Source organism: Streptomyces sp. NPDC017225, assembly GCF_044331465.1.
Taxonomy (GTDB): domain Bacteria; phylum Actinomycetota; class Actinomycetes; order Streptomycetales; family Streptomycetaceae; genus Streptomyces.
Genome location: NZ_JBIRNE010000023.1, coordinates 66,068 through 80,127, shown reverse-complemented (window position 1 = coordinate 80,127; position 14,060 = coordinate 66,068). Strand labels below are relative to the sequence as shown.

Sequence of the window (14,060 nt, the reverse complement as noted above, 5' to 3'; positions counted from 1 at the left end):
GGTGAAACCGCATGTTCGTGCCCAGCTTTTACCGCGAACCGAACGATTCGTGGATGGTGGACCTGATCCGTGGTAATCCGCTGGCCCTCGCGGTGGCCAACGGACATCCCGACGAGGGGCCGTTCGCCACGCATCTGCCGGTCATCTTCGACCCCGAGATCCCACTCGACCCCGGTGGGGAGCTGCCGGGTGCCACGCTGCTCGGGCACATGAACCGGGCCAATCCGCACTGGACCTCGCTGGAGACGGGCGGCGTCCTGCTCCTGACGTTCACCGGTCCGCACTCCTACGTGTCGCCCACGGTGTACGAGGTGACGCCGGCCGCGCCGACGTGGAACTTCACCGCGGTGCACGTCCGGGGCGTGGTGGAGAAGATCGACTCGATGGAGGAGACGCTCGGCGTGGTGCGGTCCACCGTGCGCGCCTTCGAGGGGGAGTTCGGCGACGGCTGGGACATGACCGGGTCGCTCGACTACTTCCGCAAGATCGCGCCCGGCGTGGGGGCCTTCCGGCTCACGGTGACCGGGGCCGAGGGCATGTTCAAGCTCAGCCAGGAGCAGCCGGGTGAGGTGCGCGAGAGGGTGAGGGACTCGTTCGGGCAGAGCGGGTGCCTGCACAAGCGCGGGACCGCCACCCTGATGAGCCGGCTGCCGTGACGAGCCCGAGGCGCCGGCGCCGGGCGGTCAGGCGCGGACGGCCACCGGCCGGACGCGCCCGGCGCGGTCCTCGGGGGCCTGTCGTCAAACGATCGTTTGCCGACAGGAGAGGCGAGGTGGCACAGGGAAACACCCGTGGTTGCTAGAAGTGGTCGGGCAGCCAGGGCTCGAACCGTGTCGTGCTGCGGACGAGGGTCGCGAGCGTCTTCTCCGATACGGCGTGGACTCCGGCCATGCGTGCCGAGGTAGTGGACCGGTAGCCGCCGGCGTACCAGACCGCGAGCTGGTGCCGTGTGAAGGTCACCTGTCCCTGAACGTGGGTGGGGACGAGCTCGGCCTTTCCGGCCTTGATCTGGAGCATCCACCTGCCCCGGTCGCCGTCCCCGTTCTCGATCTCGATCGGTACGGCGGTGGTGAGGTCGCCCGGCCAGCCGCGGAGCCGGATGGCCTCGGGGATGTCGAGGACGCGGAGCATCCAGGGGTGCCAGGCTTCGGCGGTGGTGCGGTGGTGGCGGAGTCCGTGGAGGAAGGTCGGGTAAGGGGGGAGGGCTCCGCGCCGGAAGGTGATAGTGCGGGCGCGGGTGTTGTGGCGGCCGAGGAAGGCGAGCATGGCGGCGGCGGTGGGCTGGCTGGCGGCCCAGAAGTCGTGGACGGTCAGGCTCGTGCCGTGGCGCTCGTGTCGTTTGGTGGTGAGGCTGAGCAGGCCGGCGGTGGGGTGGCCGGGCTGGCCGAAGCGGTAAGTGGTGAGGTTGCTCTTGTCCTGCTTCCACAGGGTCCACCAGGCAGGCCGGTGGACGGGGCCGTTCCACTGTTGGGCGAGGTCGCGTTGGAGGGCTTCGGCTTCGTCGGTCAGTCCGTGCTCGACTTCGAAGTCCTCAGTGGTGAAGGAGCGCTTGAGTTCGTCGGTGGCCACCGTCCAGGCGAGAACGTTGGTGGGGGCTTCCCATCCGAGGCGGCGGGCGTAGCCGGTGGAGGAAGTGCTGATCGTGGAGATCACGGCTCCGCGCTCGATCAGGGGGCGCAGTCGTTCGGCTGTCATGTCGGTGGCCAGGTGGTCGCCGCGTTCCTCGGGGGCCACACATCCGTCCCCGAGGCAGGCACTGGGGACGGGAGCGCCGCCGAAGAACTGGTCGACGAGGATGCCGAGGCCGCCGGCGACGACCCGGCCGCCGCGGACGGCGACCTGGAGGTCGGCGTGCTCGCGCAGGTGAGTGATGTCGCCGATCGGGTGGCCGTAGGCGCGGGTGGCGAGCTGGTCGTATTGCTCCCACAGGCCGTCATCGGCTGGGGTGAAGGTCAACTGCCGTTTCATGGTCTGCCTTCAGTAGTGGGTGGCGTCGCGGGCGGCGTCGGCGTCCAGGGGGACGAGGAAGGTGCGGGTGAAGGCCAGGACGTTGGTGTTGTTCTGGTTCTGGGCGGTTGTATGGCAGGTGATGACCCCGGTGTCGGGACGGCTTTCGGATGCCCGGCGGGTGAGGACCTTCGTCTCGGCGTACAGGGTGTCGCCGATGTGGACGGGTGCGGTGAAGCGCACCTGGTCGACGGCGAGGTTGGCGGTGGTCAGGCCGCTGATGCTGCGGACGGTCATGCCGGCCACGAGATTGAGGGTGACGCCGGAACAGACCAGGATGCGGCCCCACTGGGTCTTGCTGCTGTAGTGGGCATCGGTGTGGATGGGGGCGACGTTGCCGCTCAGGGCGGCTCCGAGGAGGTTGTCGAGTTCGGTGACGGTCCGGCCGGGCCGGTGCTCGATGACCAGGCCGGGGGCGAGTTCGGGGTAGGAGAGGCCGACGCTCTCGCGGATCCGGTCCTCGCCGATCTGGCGGTAGCCGTAGGGCAGGCCGGGGGTCATGACGTACGGTCCGCTTCGGCGACGAGTGCGCGGGCGGCGTTGAAAAAGGGGGTGCCGCGCATCTGCCCGTCCACGGCGGTCACCGTTCCGCCGCTGGCGTCGGCGGCTGCAATCATGGCGCGGGCCTGGGCGATCTCCTCGGCGGTGGGCGTGAAGACGTCGTTGATCACCTTGACGTGGCGGATGTGGACGCAGCCCTTGCCATAGAAGCCGAGATCCTTCGCCCGCTCGGCGTCACGGCGCAGGACGTCGGGGTCGTCGAGTTCCCAGGTGGGGGCGTCGATCGCGGGGATGTTCGCGGCGGTGGCCGCGTTGATGAGGGCCGAGCGGGCGTAGTGGAGGGCTTCCCAGCCCAGGCCGCAGCGGACTGAGGCGGCGTAGTCGGCGGCACCGAAGATGACGCCGCCGAGCCGGGCCGCGCGCATGATCGCCGGGAGGGTGTCGAAGGCCCGGGGGCTTTCGATCAGCGCCCAGATGTCGGGGGTGTAGCCGTCGGTGTCAAGCGCGGCGGCGACGAGTTCGATGTCGCGGCGGGATTCCACCTTGGGGACCACGATGAGGTCGGGCCTGGCGGTGTAGGCGGCGAGGGCGACGAGGTCCTTGATGCCGTCAATCGTCGTGAGGCTGTTCATCCGAATGCCGAGGGTGCACGGCGGGTCGGTGATGGCGAAGAATGCCTCCGAGGCGGTGCGGGTGGTCTGCTTGTCGGGGAGGGCGACGGAGTCCTCGATGTCGACGACGGCGACCGCGGCGCCGGACTTCTGTGCGCCGACGAAGCGGTCCCTGTGCAGGCCGGGGGTGATGATCCAGGCCCGTCCGGGCCGACGGCTGGTGCTGGTCATGGGGTGGTCACCTTCCGCTGCGCTTGCTGGTGATGAGGAGGTCAAGCCGGCCGAGGGTGGCGGCGTCCTTGATGTCGCTGTCGCTGATGTCGATGCCGTAGCGGTCGGTCAGGAGGACGGACAGTTCGACGATGGTCAGGGAGTCGAATCCGGCGTGGTCGAGGCTGGCGTCGTCGGTGAGCCGGTCGGCGGGCAGCTTGAGGTCGTGGATCAGGATGCGGGTGAGGTCACCGGTCATGCCCGGCTCCTTCCGGAAGGCGGGTGAGAGAGGTTGGGCCAGGTGAGGGTGGTGGCACCCCAGGTCAGTCCGGCGCCGAACGCGGTGAGCAGCGTGCGGTGTCCGGGCACCAGGCGGCCGTCGGCGGCGGAGCGGGCCAGGAGCATGGGGATGGACGCGGCGCCGGTGTTGCCGACATCGCCCACGTTGCCGAGTCGGCGGCTGTCGGGGACGCCGAGCTGCCGGGCGACGAACGAGGTGATGCGGCTGTTCGCCTGGTGCGGGACCAGGCGGTCGACGTCCGCGAGTTCCCATCCCATGGCGGTGACAGCTTGGCGGGAGGCTGTTGACATGCAGTCGACTGCGTGCCGGAAGACGTCGGCTCCGTCCATGTGCAGGCTGCCGGGGCGGGAGGCCCGGATCAGGTCGGCGCCGGTTCCGTCGCTGCCCAGCACCACCGGCCCGAGCGCCCCGGCCTCGTCCGTGCTGCCGCGGCGCAGCAGCACGGCTCCGGCGCCGTCACCGAACAGCGGGACGGTCGTGCGGTCATTGGGGTCGGGAAGGGTGGCGAGGCGGTCGGCGCCGACGACCAGGACGGTCCGCGCGGTGTCGGCGGCGATGAGCCCGGCCGCGGTGGCGAGGGCGTAGAGGAAACCGGTGCAGCCGGCCGCGAGGTCGTAGGCGGGAACGCCGGTCAGCCCGAGCCGGGTGGCCACGGCAGGTGCGGTGGCCGGACAACAACGGTCCGGGGTGGTCGTGGCCACCACCACGGCCTCCACCGTGACCGGTTCACCGTCGGCGCGGGCCTGGGCCGCAGCACGGGCGGCGAGGTCGGTCGTGGACAGGTCCACTCCAGCGACATGGCGTTGGGTGATGCCGGTCCGCGAGCGGATCCACTCGTCCGTAGTGTCCAGACGTGAGGTCAGTTCGGCGTTCGTGACGATGTGCGGGGGCAGCGCCGCGCCAGCTCCGCAGACCACGGCCGCCCTTGCGGCGGCTTTGGATGCGGCAGTCATCGGGTGGCCGCCTTGAGCTGCCGGGCGACGTCACCGATCAGGTCTTCCTGTCCGGCGACGGCCTGCCGCTCGCCAAGGGCGAGGAACAGGTCGATGGGGTCGACGCCTTCGGCGCGGGCGATCTGCTGGACAGGCCGCTTGAAGCCGGAGAACACCCCGGCGAGCCCGCTGGCCACGGCGGTCGAGTCGATGGACGGCGGGGCCTTCATCAGGCGGTCGGCGGCGATGTCGGCGGCAGCCAGGACCTCGCGCATGCCGATACCGGTCTCGACGCCATGGCGTTCGAGAACGGCCACGAGGACTTCGAGCTGGGTGTTGCCGGCCCCGGCGCCGAACCCGCGGGCGGTCGCGTCGATGACGGACGCCCCGGCGTCCACGGCGGCAAGGCTGTTCGCCACGGCCAGGCCCAGGTTGTTGTGGCCGTGGAAGATGACCGGTACGTCGACGGCATCGGCGATGGCGTGCACCCGCTCGGTGACGTCGGCCGGGAGGTAGTGGCCCGCGGAGTCCATGATGCCGACTGCCTGGGCGCCGAACGTCGCCATCAGGGCGCACTGTTCGGCGAGTTCGCCGGGGCCGGTCATGTGGCTCATGAGCAGGACGCCTTGGGCTTCGGCGCCGAGGTCGCGGGCAACGCCGAGGTGGCGTTCGGTGACGTCGGCCTCGGTGCAGTGCGCGGCGATCCGTACGACGTCGGCGCCGTGGTGGACGGCGGCCACCAGGTCATGGGAGGTGCCCCAGCCGGGGGCCATGAAGACGCCCATCCTTGATGAGGTGAGGGCCTCGCGGACGGTGGTGAGCATCGTGGCGTCGTCGAGAGCGGCGCGGCCGATCTGGAGGCTGGAGGCGCCCAGGCCGTTGCCGTGGCCGACCTCCACCACGGCCACTTTGGCGGCGTTCGCGGCGGTGGCGTAGGCGCGGAGCTGGTCGGCGTCGAGCTGGTGGCCGACCGCGTGGTGGCCGTCGCGCAGGGTCGGGTCGTGCAGGAGGATCCGGGGCCGCTTGCGCGGGTGTGTGTCCATGGACGGGGTTCCCTTCATCGGGAGGTGGCGGCCGACTGCTCGGCGAGCAGGACGGCGGCGGCGTTGATGATGTCGACGCTTCCGGCGTGGCGGGGCAGGCGGCTGCCGGAGGCGGTCACCTCCACCGCGACCGAGATCCGGCCTGGGGTCACGGCGAGGGAGGTCATCTTGTATCCGGGCGTGTAGGCGCGCACGGCCTGGGCCGCGGTCGCGATGCTCGTGCGGACCGGTGCGGCACGGATGTCTTCTGCGAGGACGGTCATGGCCACCCGGAACGGCGGGGCGGGCCGGGCGGGGCTGAGGTTGACCATCACCTTCGCGTCCGGGGTGGCGGTGAAGGTCCGGATCGCGGCGGAGGTGGTGGCGATGTACTGGTCGAGGTTCAGGCGGGTGGCCCGGCCGGCGCTCGCGCTCGCCCCGGTGGAGACCACTTCGATGTAGGTGGGGGTGCAGCGCTGGGCGATGGCGTGCAGGACCGGGATGGCCGCCTGCCCGCCGCAGCTGACAAGGTTCAGGTGCCGGTGGGCCGCCGCCTGGTGGCTGCTGACGCCCGGGACGATGGCCGTGCCGAGTCCCGTGGGGGTCAGGTCGATCAGCGTGGTGCCGGTAGGTTGCAGCGCGGCCCAGTGCTCGGCGTGGCTGTCGGCGTTGGTGGCGTCGAAGACCGCGTCGAAGGGGCCGCCCTCCGCCACGGCGTTAATCCCGCCATCGGTGGTTGGGTGGCCCATGTCGGCCGCCCGGCGCAGTCCCAGACTGTCCCGGTCGCGGCCTGCCACCAAGGCCAGTTCCAGCTTCTTTGACCGGCGGATCTTATCGACGAGGTCGATCCCGATCAGGCCCGCGCCGAGTACGGCGACACGCAGACGCTGTTCATCCGTAGCCATCGGCCGCTCCTTCGTCCAAGGGGAGGGGTGGTGCATGAGGGGTGCGGCGCTGGGGCCGACGCCGGGCTCCGCGGATCAGCGCACGTGCAGCTCGACCGGCGGCAGATGCGGCGAGCGGGCGCGTACCGTGCTCCGGGCTTCCAGAGGGAGGCTGGCGTGCACGGCCCCGGCCAGGACCAGCTGCCCGGCGCGCAGGCCGTCGCCGCAGCGGTGGAGCCGACCGGCGAGCCAGACCAGGGCACGGAGCGGGTCCCCCAGGACGGCACGGCCCGCTCCGGTGACCACCACGGTGCCGTCGACACTGACGACCAGCGCCTCGGCGGCCAGGTCCATCTCCGCACTCAGCGGCACCATGACCCCGGTGACGACCCGAGCGCACGAGGCGTTGTCGGCGATGCTGTCCGCGACCGTGATCCGCCAACTGGTGAACCGGGTGTCGATCACCTCCAGGGCGAGGAACACCTCCTTCACCGCCGCCCGTGCCTCGTCCTCGCTCACGTTCGGGCCTGCCAGATCGCAGCCGAGCCGGAACGCGATCTCGGCCTCCACCCGCGGCTGCATCAGCACCGACCGGGCCACGGCGCTGCCGGCAGGCAGCACCATGTCGTTCAGCAGAACGCCCGAGTCCGGTTCGTCGACGCCCATCTGTTCCTGCATGGCCTTGGAGGTCACCCCGGCCTTGTGGCCGACGACGCGGGCGCCACCCGCGATCCGCCGGGCGACCGCCGCCTTCTGCACCCGGTAGGCCGTCACCAAGGGCAGTCCCGGCCGCCGGGCGGTCAGCGCCTCGATCGGCACCTGCTCGTACTCCGCCGCCAGCAGAGCAGACGCCGAAGCGGCGATCCAGCGATCCTCCTGGTCGTCCATGGCAATCCCTCCTCGGGGCATGGGGCACCACATGCGGTTCGCGGATGTGGGCACAGGAGCAGATCCGGGGGCGGGCACTGGTACTGGCCGCCGATGTCTGGCCTGATGAAGAGTCAACCGGCGCTCGCCGCACAGCGGTACGGTGTCGGGCAGGCCAAGCGGTATATCGCGTATATCCGGACAGGTGCTCATGACCACCCGCATGCCGAACATCCAGCTCAGCGCCCTTGTCGCCGAATCCGGCCTCACCTACGAGGCGCTGGCCAAGGCGGTCTGCGCGGTCGCCGCCGAATGCGGCACACGCTTACGCACGAACAAATCCAACGTCGAGCACTGGCTCAGCGGATCCGTGCCCCGCGGCGACACACCCCGCTACCTCGCCGTCGCGCTCTCCCGGCGCCTCGGCCGCCTCCTGGCCCCCGCCGACCTCGGCCTGCCCTCCCCGCCAGAGCTCGAAAATGACGCCATCGGACAGTCCCTCGGGAGCGACCCGCTGGATGTTCTGCTGCCGATGTGGAGGTACGAGTTGGACCGCCGCCGCTTCCTGACGGGCTCCGCCTACTCCGTGGCAGCCGCAGCCCTACCCCTCAGCCACCTCCAGGACATCGCCTCCCGCACCCAGGCCGCCCGCACCGGCCACATCGTCGGCATGGCCGAAGTCGCCGCCGTCCGCGACATGATCCAAGCGTTCTCCGAGATGGACGAACGCCACGGCGGACAACACGGCCGCAGCGCCCTGGTCACCTACCTCCGCGACGACGTCGCCCCGCTGTGCCGGGCCCGGTTCCGCACCGACGAAGCCCGCCGGCAGATGCTCTCCGCCGCCAGCCGAGGCGTCCACCTGCTGGGCTGGAAAAGCTACGACGCAGGTCAGCAGGGACTCGCCCAGCGCTACTACCTCCAGTCCTACGCCCTGGCCGCCGAATCCGGCCTGCGCGGGCACGACGGATTCGTGATGCGCACGATGGCCATGCAGGGCCTCAGGCTCCACCGCCCCGAGCACTGCCTGGGCCTGGCCGAGACCGGCCTGAACCGCGCCAAGGGGCGGGTCGACGCCCAGACCGAAGCCCTCTTCCGCGTCGTCCACGCACACACCCTGGCCAAGAGCGGCAAACGCCGCGCGGCCCTCGCCGAGGCCGAACACGCCCGCACCCTGCTGACTGCCGCTCCCGGCGACGAAGTGCCGTTCTGGGCGCTGGCCTGGGGCCCACCGGCCGCGTCGGTGTACTCCCGCACAGCCAAGGTCCACGAGACTCTGGGAGACCACCGGGCCGCCGCCGAGCAGTACGCGCTGGCCGCCACGGCCCGCCCGGCGGACACCTACGCGCGGATCGTCGCCCTGGACCTGGTCGCGGGCGCCGAGATGCACCTCAAGCGCGGCAGCATCGAGCAGGCGTGCGCCACTTGGCACCGGGCCATCGACCACATGGGCGGTGTCCGCTCCGTCCGTACCCGCAAGGCGGTCTCCCGCATGCGTGGCGACCTCGCACGCTTCCGGGCCCGTGGCCTGCGGTGCGTGGCCGAGCTCGACGAACGGGGACGTGACTTCCTCTCCGGCGTCTGACCTCAGCGGCACCCGGAGAAACGGCGGACGACCGGCTCCAGGTAGTCCGCGTGCGGACCGGCCAGAACGGCCAGTTCGTCCGGTGAGCGCACCAGGGCGATGCCGTCGAGTTCGGGTTCACGGCCCTGGGCGCGCTCGGCTGCCGCAGCAGCGGTAAAGTCCGCGCGCAGCGTTGCCTCGGGAAGGGCCGGTGCCAGGTAGGTCAGGCCGACACTGCCGTTCTCGCCGCGGGTGACCACCCACAGCTTCAGGTCCTCGAAAGCCGCGCCGACTCCCAACTCCTCGACCAGCTCCCGCGCGGCCTGGCCGGCCAGGGCCGACTCGTCCAGTACCGCCCCGTCCTGGGGAGGCTCCAGAGACCCTCCTGGCAGCTGCCAGCGGCCCGGGGCAGCCGTAGAGGGCGACATCCTCGCCACCAGCACACGGCCGTCGTCAGTCGGCTGAACAACGTTCACGAACAACGAGGGCAGCGCAGTGGCGCCGGGAACGCGACGCAAAGCGTAGTGCCGGTAAGTCACACGCACCCACGACAGACGCAGGACGCGCGGGCCCGTCCGCTCCAGCCCCCCACACGCCACCACAGGCCCGTCGAAGAGAGCGGGGTTGGCCCGCACCGCCATGTCCCACACCCGGTCCCGGGCCTCAGCATCCCGGGGCGGCACCGGCGGCTCCGCAGCTTCGGCCAGCAAGACCCGTTCAACATCGAAGAGGTCAATGCCCACGGGGGGCAGCGTCTCGGTCACCAGCCCATCGTAGAACCCACTCCGACTCGCGTCCCTCGCCATCCGACGCGACTGGCCGACCACCTGGGAGAACGCGGGCCGCCCCGCACCCACTATCGACAGCACGAACCCCACGTTCGAGGAAGCCGAAACCGAGACTCACCCCTTCAAGATCATCTCGTGGCGGCTTTTGAGCTCACCTTGGCTGGACCCGCTCCTCCGGCCCGTCGAGCTCCTCCAGAGCGGTCGCGGCCGCGCTGTCCAGTGTGGCCGTGACCCACTGCTCGAAGTCGACGCCCAGCTGCTCCGCGGCCTTGTGCCACCACTGGAGGCGGCCGCCGGGCACCTCCAGACGCCGGCTCGGTTCGGTGGGGGCGGGTGGCTGCCGCTCGTCGCCGCGCGTGGCGCGGATGGCGCCGCGCAGCTGCTTGGTGCTCCACTGCCGCCGCTCGGCCCGGTCGAGCCAGAGCTCCTGCTCCTCGGTCGGCATGGAGGCCAGTTCGGCGTGGTGCTGGAAGCTCAGGGCGGGCCGGCGCCGGGTGAGGTCGAAACGACGCGAGACCCACGCGTAGTTGCGCAGGGTCTGGTAGGAGAGGCCGACGGCGCGTATCCCGCGCTGGTACCGGTCGGTGTAGTGGTCCTTGCCGTACACGAGCCAGTCGCCGAGCCACCAGGAGGACGAGTCGAGGACGTCGGCGAGCTGGCGCCCGGCGCGCTCCCACTCGTCGTAGGCCATCCCGGCCGGCATCTGCAGGCCCACCTTGGTCGTCAGCACCTGGCCCCGGCGCGGCGTGGCCGCCCCCGCGGCATGCGGCTGCCGGGGCGGGGTCTGCGGGAGAGCGGTTGCCGGGCCGCCATGCGACCCCGCGGACTGTCCGGCCTGACGCGCCATCATGCCTCCATGGGGAAGGGTGCACACAACTGGCGAGAAATCTCTCAGAGCTGGCTGGATCGGCGTCGGAGCGGCACTCGAACGGCTGTACGGTGCATCTATCCGTGGCACGGCACCGGCCGCCGACAGGCACCGTCGGTGACCTGCCGGCGGCCGGTCACGGCGTTCGGGCCGCCCTGTGCCCCTCGTCGAGTACCTCGGACAGGACGGCGCCGAAGCCCTTCAGGAAATGTTCCCCTCACGGCCCGGCACGGTCGGCGGCGGGGCGATCCGGACGACGTCCGGCGTCACCGCGTCTCCCGCCCCGGTGACGCCCCCGTCGCCTCTCATGCCGTCGCCCCCTCACGACCGGACGCGTCGTCCGGCACGATCACCGTGCCGGCGCCCTGGTCGGTGAAGATCGGCAGCAGGATGGCGTGCTCGACCCGGCCGTCGACGACGCGGGCCGTGCGCACCCCGTTGTTCACGGCGTGCAGGCAGCCCTCCATCTTGGGCACCATCCCGGAGGCCAGCGAGGGCAGCAGCGCGGCCAGTTCGCGGGCGGTCAGGCGCGGGATCACCTCGTCGCTGTGCGGCCAGTTCGCGTACAGACCCTCGACGTCGGTCAGGATCAGCAGCGTCTGGGCGCCGAGCGCGGCGGCGAGGGCCGCCGCGGCCGTGTCGGCGTTGACGTTGAACACCCCGCCCCCGGCGGCGTCCTTGTCGTCACCGGACCGGGCGATGGAGGAGATGACGGGGATGCGCCCGTCGTCGATGAGGGCCCGCACGGCCCCCGTGTCGACGTGGACGACCTCGCCGACGCGGCCGATGTCGACGGGCCCCCCGCCGGCCTTCGCGTAGCGCTTGACCGCGGTCATCAGGCGGGCGTCCTCACCCGTCATGCCCACCGCGTGCGGGCCGTGCTCGTTGAGCAGACCGACCAGCTCGCGCTGCACCTGTCCGGCCAGGACCATCCGCACGACGTCCATGGTCTCGTCGGTGGTCACCCGCAGCCCGCCCTCGAACCGGGACTCCAGGCCCAGGCGGCGCAGCTGCGCGCTGATCTGCGGGCCGCCGCCGTGCACCACGACCGGGTTGAGGCCCGCGTGCCGCAGGAACAGGACGTCCTTGGCGAAGGCGGCCTTCAGACCGTCGTCGACCATGGCGTTGCCGCCGAACTTGATGACGACGGTCTCGCCCCGGTGGCGCGCCATCCAGGGCAGGGCCTCGACGAGGGCATGGGTCTTGGGCAGGGCCGCGGACCCGGCGAAGCGGTCTGGGCCGGACGGCCGGTGAGCCGGCCGGGGGGACGGAGTCGCGCTCATGAGGAGTACTCGCTGTTCTCGTGGACGTAGTCGGCGGTGAGGTCGTTGGTCCAGATGACGGCGGAGTCCGTGCCCTCGGCGAGGTCCACGGTGATCCCGACCTCACGGCCGGTCATGTCCACCAGTGAGCGGTCCTCGCCCACCGATCCGTCCTTGCAGACCCACACGCCGTTGACGGCGACGCCCAGCCGGTCCGGTTCGAAGGCGGCGGAGGTGGTGCCGATGGCGGACAGGACGCGGCCCCAGTTGGGGTCCTCACCGTGCACGGCGCACTTGAGCAGGTTGTTGCGGGCGACGGAGCGGCCGACCTCCACGGCGTCGTCCTCGCTCGCGGCGCCCACGACCTCGACGCGTATCTCCTTGCCGGCGCCCTCGGCGTCCCGGACCAGCTGCCGCCCCAGGTCCTCGCAGACGGTGCGTACGGCCTCGGCGAACCCGGCGTACTCGGGGGTGAGGCCCGAGGCGCCGGAGGCGAGCAGCAGCACGGTGTCGTTGGTGGACATGCAGCCGTCGGAGTCGATCCGGTCGAAGGTGACCCGGGTGGCGTCGCGCAGGGCGCGGTCGAGGGCGTCGGCCCCGACATCGGCGTCGGTGGTGAGGACGACGAGCATGGTGGCCAGGCCCGGGGCGAGCATGCCGGCGCCCTTGGCCATGCCGCCGACGGTCCAGCCCGCCCCGGACGCCGTCCGGGGGGACAGCCGGGTGACGGAGGCCGTCTTGGGCACCGTGTCGGTGGTCATGACGGCGATCGCCGCGTCCTGGCCGCCGGATGCGGACAGCCGGGTGACGGCGTCGTCGACGCCGGCCAGGACCCGGTCCATGGGCAGAGGCACGCCGATGAGCCCGGTGGAACAGACCGCCACGTCCGACGCGGTCAGGCCGAGCCGCTCCGCGGCCCGCCCGGCGGTGTCGCACGAGTCCTGGAAACCCCGGGGCCCGGTGCAGGCGTTGGCGCCACCGGAGTTGAGCACGACCGCGCGGATCCCCCCGTCCGCGAGAACCCGCCGGGACCATCGCACCGGCGCCGCCCGTACCCGGTTGGAGGTGAAGACGCCCGCCGCCGCGTGGCGCGGTCCGTCGTTGACGACGAGAGCCAGGTCCCGGCCGCCGTCGCGCTTGATGCCCGCGGCGACGCCCGCCGCGGTGAACCCTCGTGCCGCGGTGACGCTCACGGTGCGACTCCGATCGTGGACAACCCCAGCTCTTCGGGAAGGCCGAGGACGACGTTCATGCTCTGCACGGCCCCGCCCGCGGTGCCCTTGGTGAGGTTGTCGATGGCGCTGATCGCGATGATCCGGCCGACCGCCGGGTCGAGGGCCACCTGGACCTGCGCGGTGTTCGATCCGTACACGGCCGCGGTGCTGGGCCACCGGCCCTCGGGCAGCAGCCGTACGAACGGCTCGTCGCCCAGCGCCTTCTCGTAGGCGGCGCGTACCTCGTCCACGCCGACGCCGGGCCGCGCCGGGGCGGAGCAGGTGGCGAGGATGCCGCGGGGCATGGGCGCCAGGGTCGGGGTGAAGGAGACGGCGACCGGGTGGCCCGCCACGGCGCCGAGGTGCTGGGTCATCTCCGGCGTGTGCCGGTGGCCGCCACCCACGCCGTACGGACGCATGGAGCCCATGACCTCGCTGCCGAGCAGGTCCGCCCGCGATGACTTTCCGGCGCCGGACGTGCCGGACGCCGCGACGACCACCGCCTCGGGCTCGGCCAGCCCCGCCGCGTACGCGGGGAAGAGGGCCAGCAGGACCGCGGTCGGGTAGCAGCCCGGTACCGCGACGCGCCGAGCCCTCGTCAACGCGACCCGTGCGCCCGGCAGTTCGGGCAGCCCGTAGGGCCAGGTGCCCGCGTGCGGGGTGCCGTAGAACGTCCCCCAGTCGGCGGCGTCCGCCAGGCGGAAGTCCGCGCCGCAGTCGACGACGAGGGTGTCGTCGCCGAGGCGCTCCGCGACGGCCGCCGACCGGCCGTGCGGCAGGGCCAGGAAGACCACGTCGTGCCCGGCGAGGGCGTCGGCGGTGGTGGGAAGCACCTCCCGTCCGGCCAGCGGGTCCAGGTGCGGCTGCACTGCGCCGAGCCGCCGGCCCGCGCTGGACTGGCCGGTCAGCGCACCGATCTCCACGCCGGGATGGGCCAGAAGCAGGCGCAGAAGCTCGCCTCCCGCATAGCCGCTGGCTCCGGCGACGGCTGCTCGCACGGTCATAAACCCTCCTGGGGGACAGGCATGT

15 protein-coding genes are annotated in these 14,060 nt (G+C 71.8%); 2 read left to right on the top strand and 13 right to left on the bottom strand.

Features of this window, described 5'->3' with window-relative positions; all coding sequences use genetic code 11:
- Positions 1-11 precede the first annotated feature (11 nt).
- A complete protein-coding gene (locus tag ACH4NX_RS33455; protein WP_398129913.1) occupies positions 12-656 on the top strand; it encodes an FMN-binding negative transcriptional regulator in 645 nt (214 codons plus the stop codon).
- 142 nt (positions 657-798) lie between these two features.
- Here ACH4NX_RS33455 and eis read toward each other — a convergent pair whose 3' ends face one another.
- The 8 genes from eis to ACH4NX_RS33415 form a co-directional block, all read right to left on the bottom strand.
- Positions 799-1,956, bottom strand: coding sequence for an enhanced intracellular survival protein Eis (gene eis, locus ACH4NX_RS33450; protein ID WP_398129914.1), 1,158 nt, complete (start codon positions 1,954-1,956; stop codon positions 799-801).
- Between the two features lie 21 nt (positions 1,957-1,977).
- A complete protein-coding gene (locus ACH4NX_RS33445; protein ID WP_351399831.1) occupies positions 1,978-2,508 on the bottom strand; it encodes a MaoC family dehydratase in 531 nt (176 codons plus the stop codon).
- Positions 2,505-3,350, bottom strand: coding sequence for an HpcH/HpaI aldolase/citrate lyase family protein (locus ACH4NX_RS33440; RefSeq protein ID WP_398129915.1), 846 nt, complete (start codon positions 3,348-3,350; stop codon positions 2,505-2,507). Before ACH4NX_RS33440 ends, ACH4NX_RS33445 begins: the two co-directional genes overlap by 4 nt.
- A 7-nt stretch (positions 3,351-3,357) precedes the next feature.
- Positions 3,358-3,588: an acyl carrier protein gene (locus tag ACH4NX_RS33435; protein WP_351399827.1), complete on the bottom strand. Its 231-nt coding sequence runs from the start codon at positions 3,586-3,588 to the stop codon at positions 3,358-3,360.
- Complete coding sequence (locus ACH4NX_RS33430; RefSeq protein WP_351399825.1) at positions 3,585-4,583, bottom strand: beta-ketoacyl-ACP synthase 3; 999 nt, start codon at positions 4,581-4,583, stop codon at positions 3,585-3,587. Before ACH4NX_RS33430 ends, ACH4NX_RS33435 begins: the two co-directional genes overlap by 4 nt.
- Positions 4,580-5,605: a 4-hydroxy-2-oxovalerate aldolase gene (dmpG, locus tag ACH4NX_RS33425; RefSeq protein WP_398129916.1), complete on the bottom strand. Its 1,026-nt coding sequence runs from the start codon at positions 5,603-5,605 to the stop codon at positions 4,580-4,582. Before dmpG ends, ACH4NX_RS33430 begins: the two co-directional genes overlap by 4 nt.
- 14 nt (positions 5,606-5,619) lie before the next feature.
- Positions 5,620-6,489: an acetaldehyde dehydrogenase (acetylating) gene (locus ACH4NX_RS33420; protein ID WP_351399820.1), complete on the bottom strand. Its 870-nt coding sequence runs from the start codon at positions 6,487-6,489 to the stop codon at positions 5,620-5,622.
- Positions 6,490-6,564: 75 nt separating this feature from the next.
- Complete coding sequence (locus ACH4NX_RS33415; RefSeq protein WP_351399818.1) at positions 6,565-7,356, bottom strand: fumarylacetoacetate hydrolase family protein; 792 nt, start codon at positions 7,354-7,356, stop codon at positions 6,565-6,567.
- 190 nt (positions 7,357-7,546) lie between these two features.
- On the opposite strand from ACH4NX_RS33415, the gene ACH4NX_RS33410 reads away from it, so the two are divergent.
- Positions 7,547-8,920 carry a hypothetical protein gene (locus ACH4NX_RS33410; RefSeq protein ID WP_351399816.1) on the top strand — a complete coding sequence of 458 codons (1,374 nt, stop codon included), beginning with the start codon at positions 7,547-7,549 and terminating at the stop codon, positions 8,918-8,920.
- A 2-nt stretch (positions 8,921-8,922) separates the two neighbouring features.
- Here the strand turns inward: ACH4NX_RS33410 and ACH4NX_RS33405 are convergent, their stop codons facing one another.
- The 5 genes from ACH4NX_RS33405 to argC form a co-directional block, all read right to left on the bottom strand.
- Entirely contained in the window at positions 8,923-9,666 is a 744-nt protein-coding gene (locus ACH4NX_RS33405) for an NUDIX hydrolase (protein WP_398129935.1), read from the bottom strand.
- A 172-nt stretch (positions 9,667-9,838) separates the two neighbouring features.
- A complete protein-coding gene (locus ACH4NX_RS33400; protein WP_351399812.1) occupies positions 9,839-10,537 on the bottom strand; it encodes an LmbU family transcriptional regulator in 699 nt (232 codons plus the stop codon).
- Between the two features lie 323 nt (positions 10,538-10,860).
- Positions 10,861-11,838, bottom strand: coding sequence for an acetylglutamate kinase (gene argB, locus ACH4NX_RS33395; protein ID WP_398129917.1), 978 nt, complete (start codon positions 11,836-11,838; stop codon positions 10,861-10,863).
- On the bottom strand, positions 11,835-13,010 hold the full coding sequence (argJ, locus tag ACH4NX_RS33390; RefSeq protein ID WP_351399807.1) for a bifunctional glutamate N-acetyltransferase/amino-acid acetyltransferase ArgJ: 1,176 nt from the start codon (positions 13,008-13,010) through the stop codon (positions 11,835-11,837). The genes argB and argJ overlap by 4 nt, the downstream gene beginning before the upstream one ends.
- Positions 13,007-14,035, bottom strand: coding sequence for an N-acetyl-gamma-glutamyl-phosphate reductase (argC, locus tag ACH4NX_RS33385; RefSeq protein WP_398129918.1), 1,029 nt, complete (start codon positions 14,033-14,035; stop codon positions 13,007-13,009). The genes argJ and argC overlap by 4 nt, the downstream gene beginning before the upstream one ends.
- Positions 14,036-14,060 lie beyond the last annotated feature (25 nt).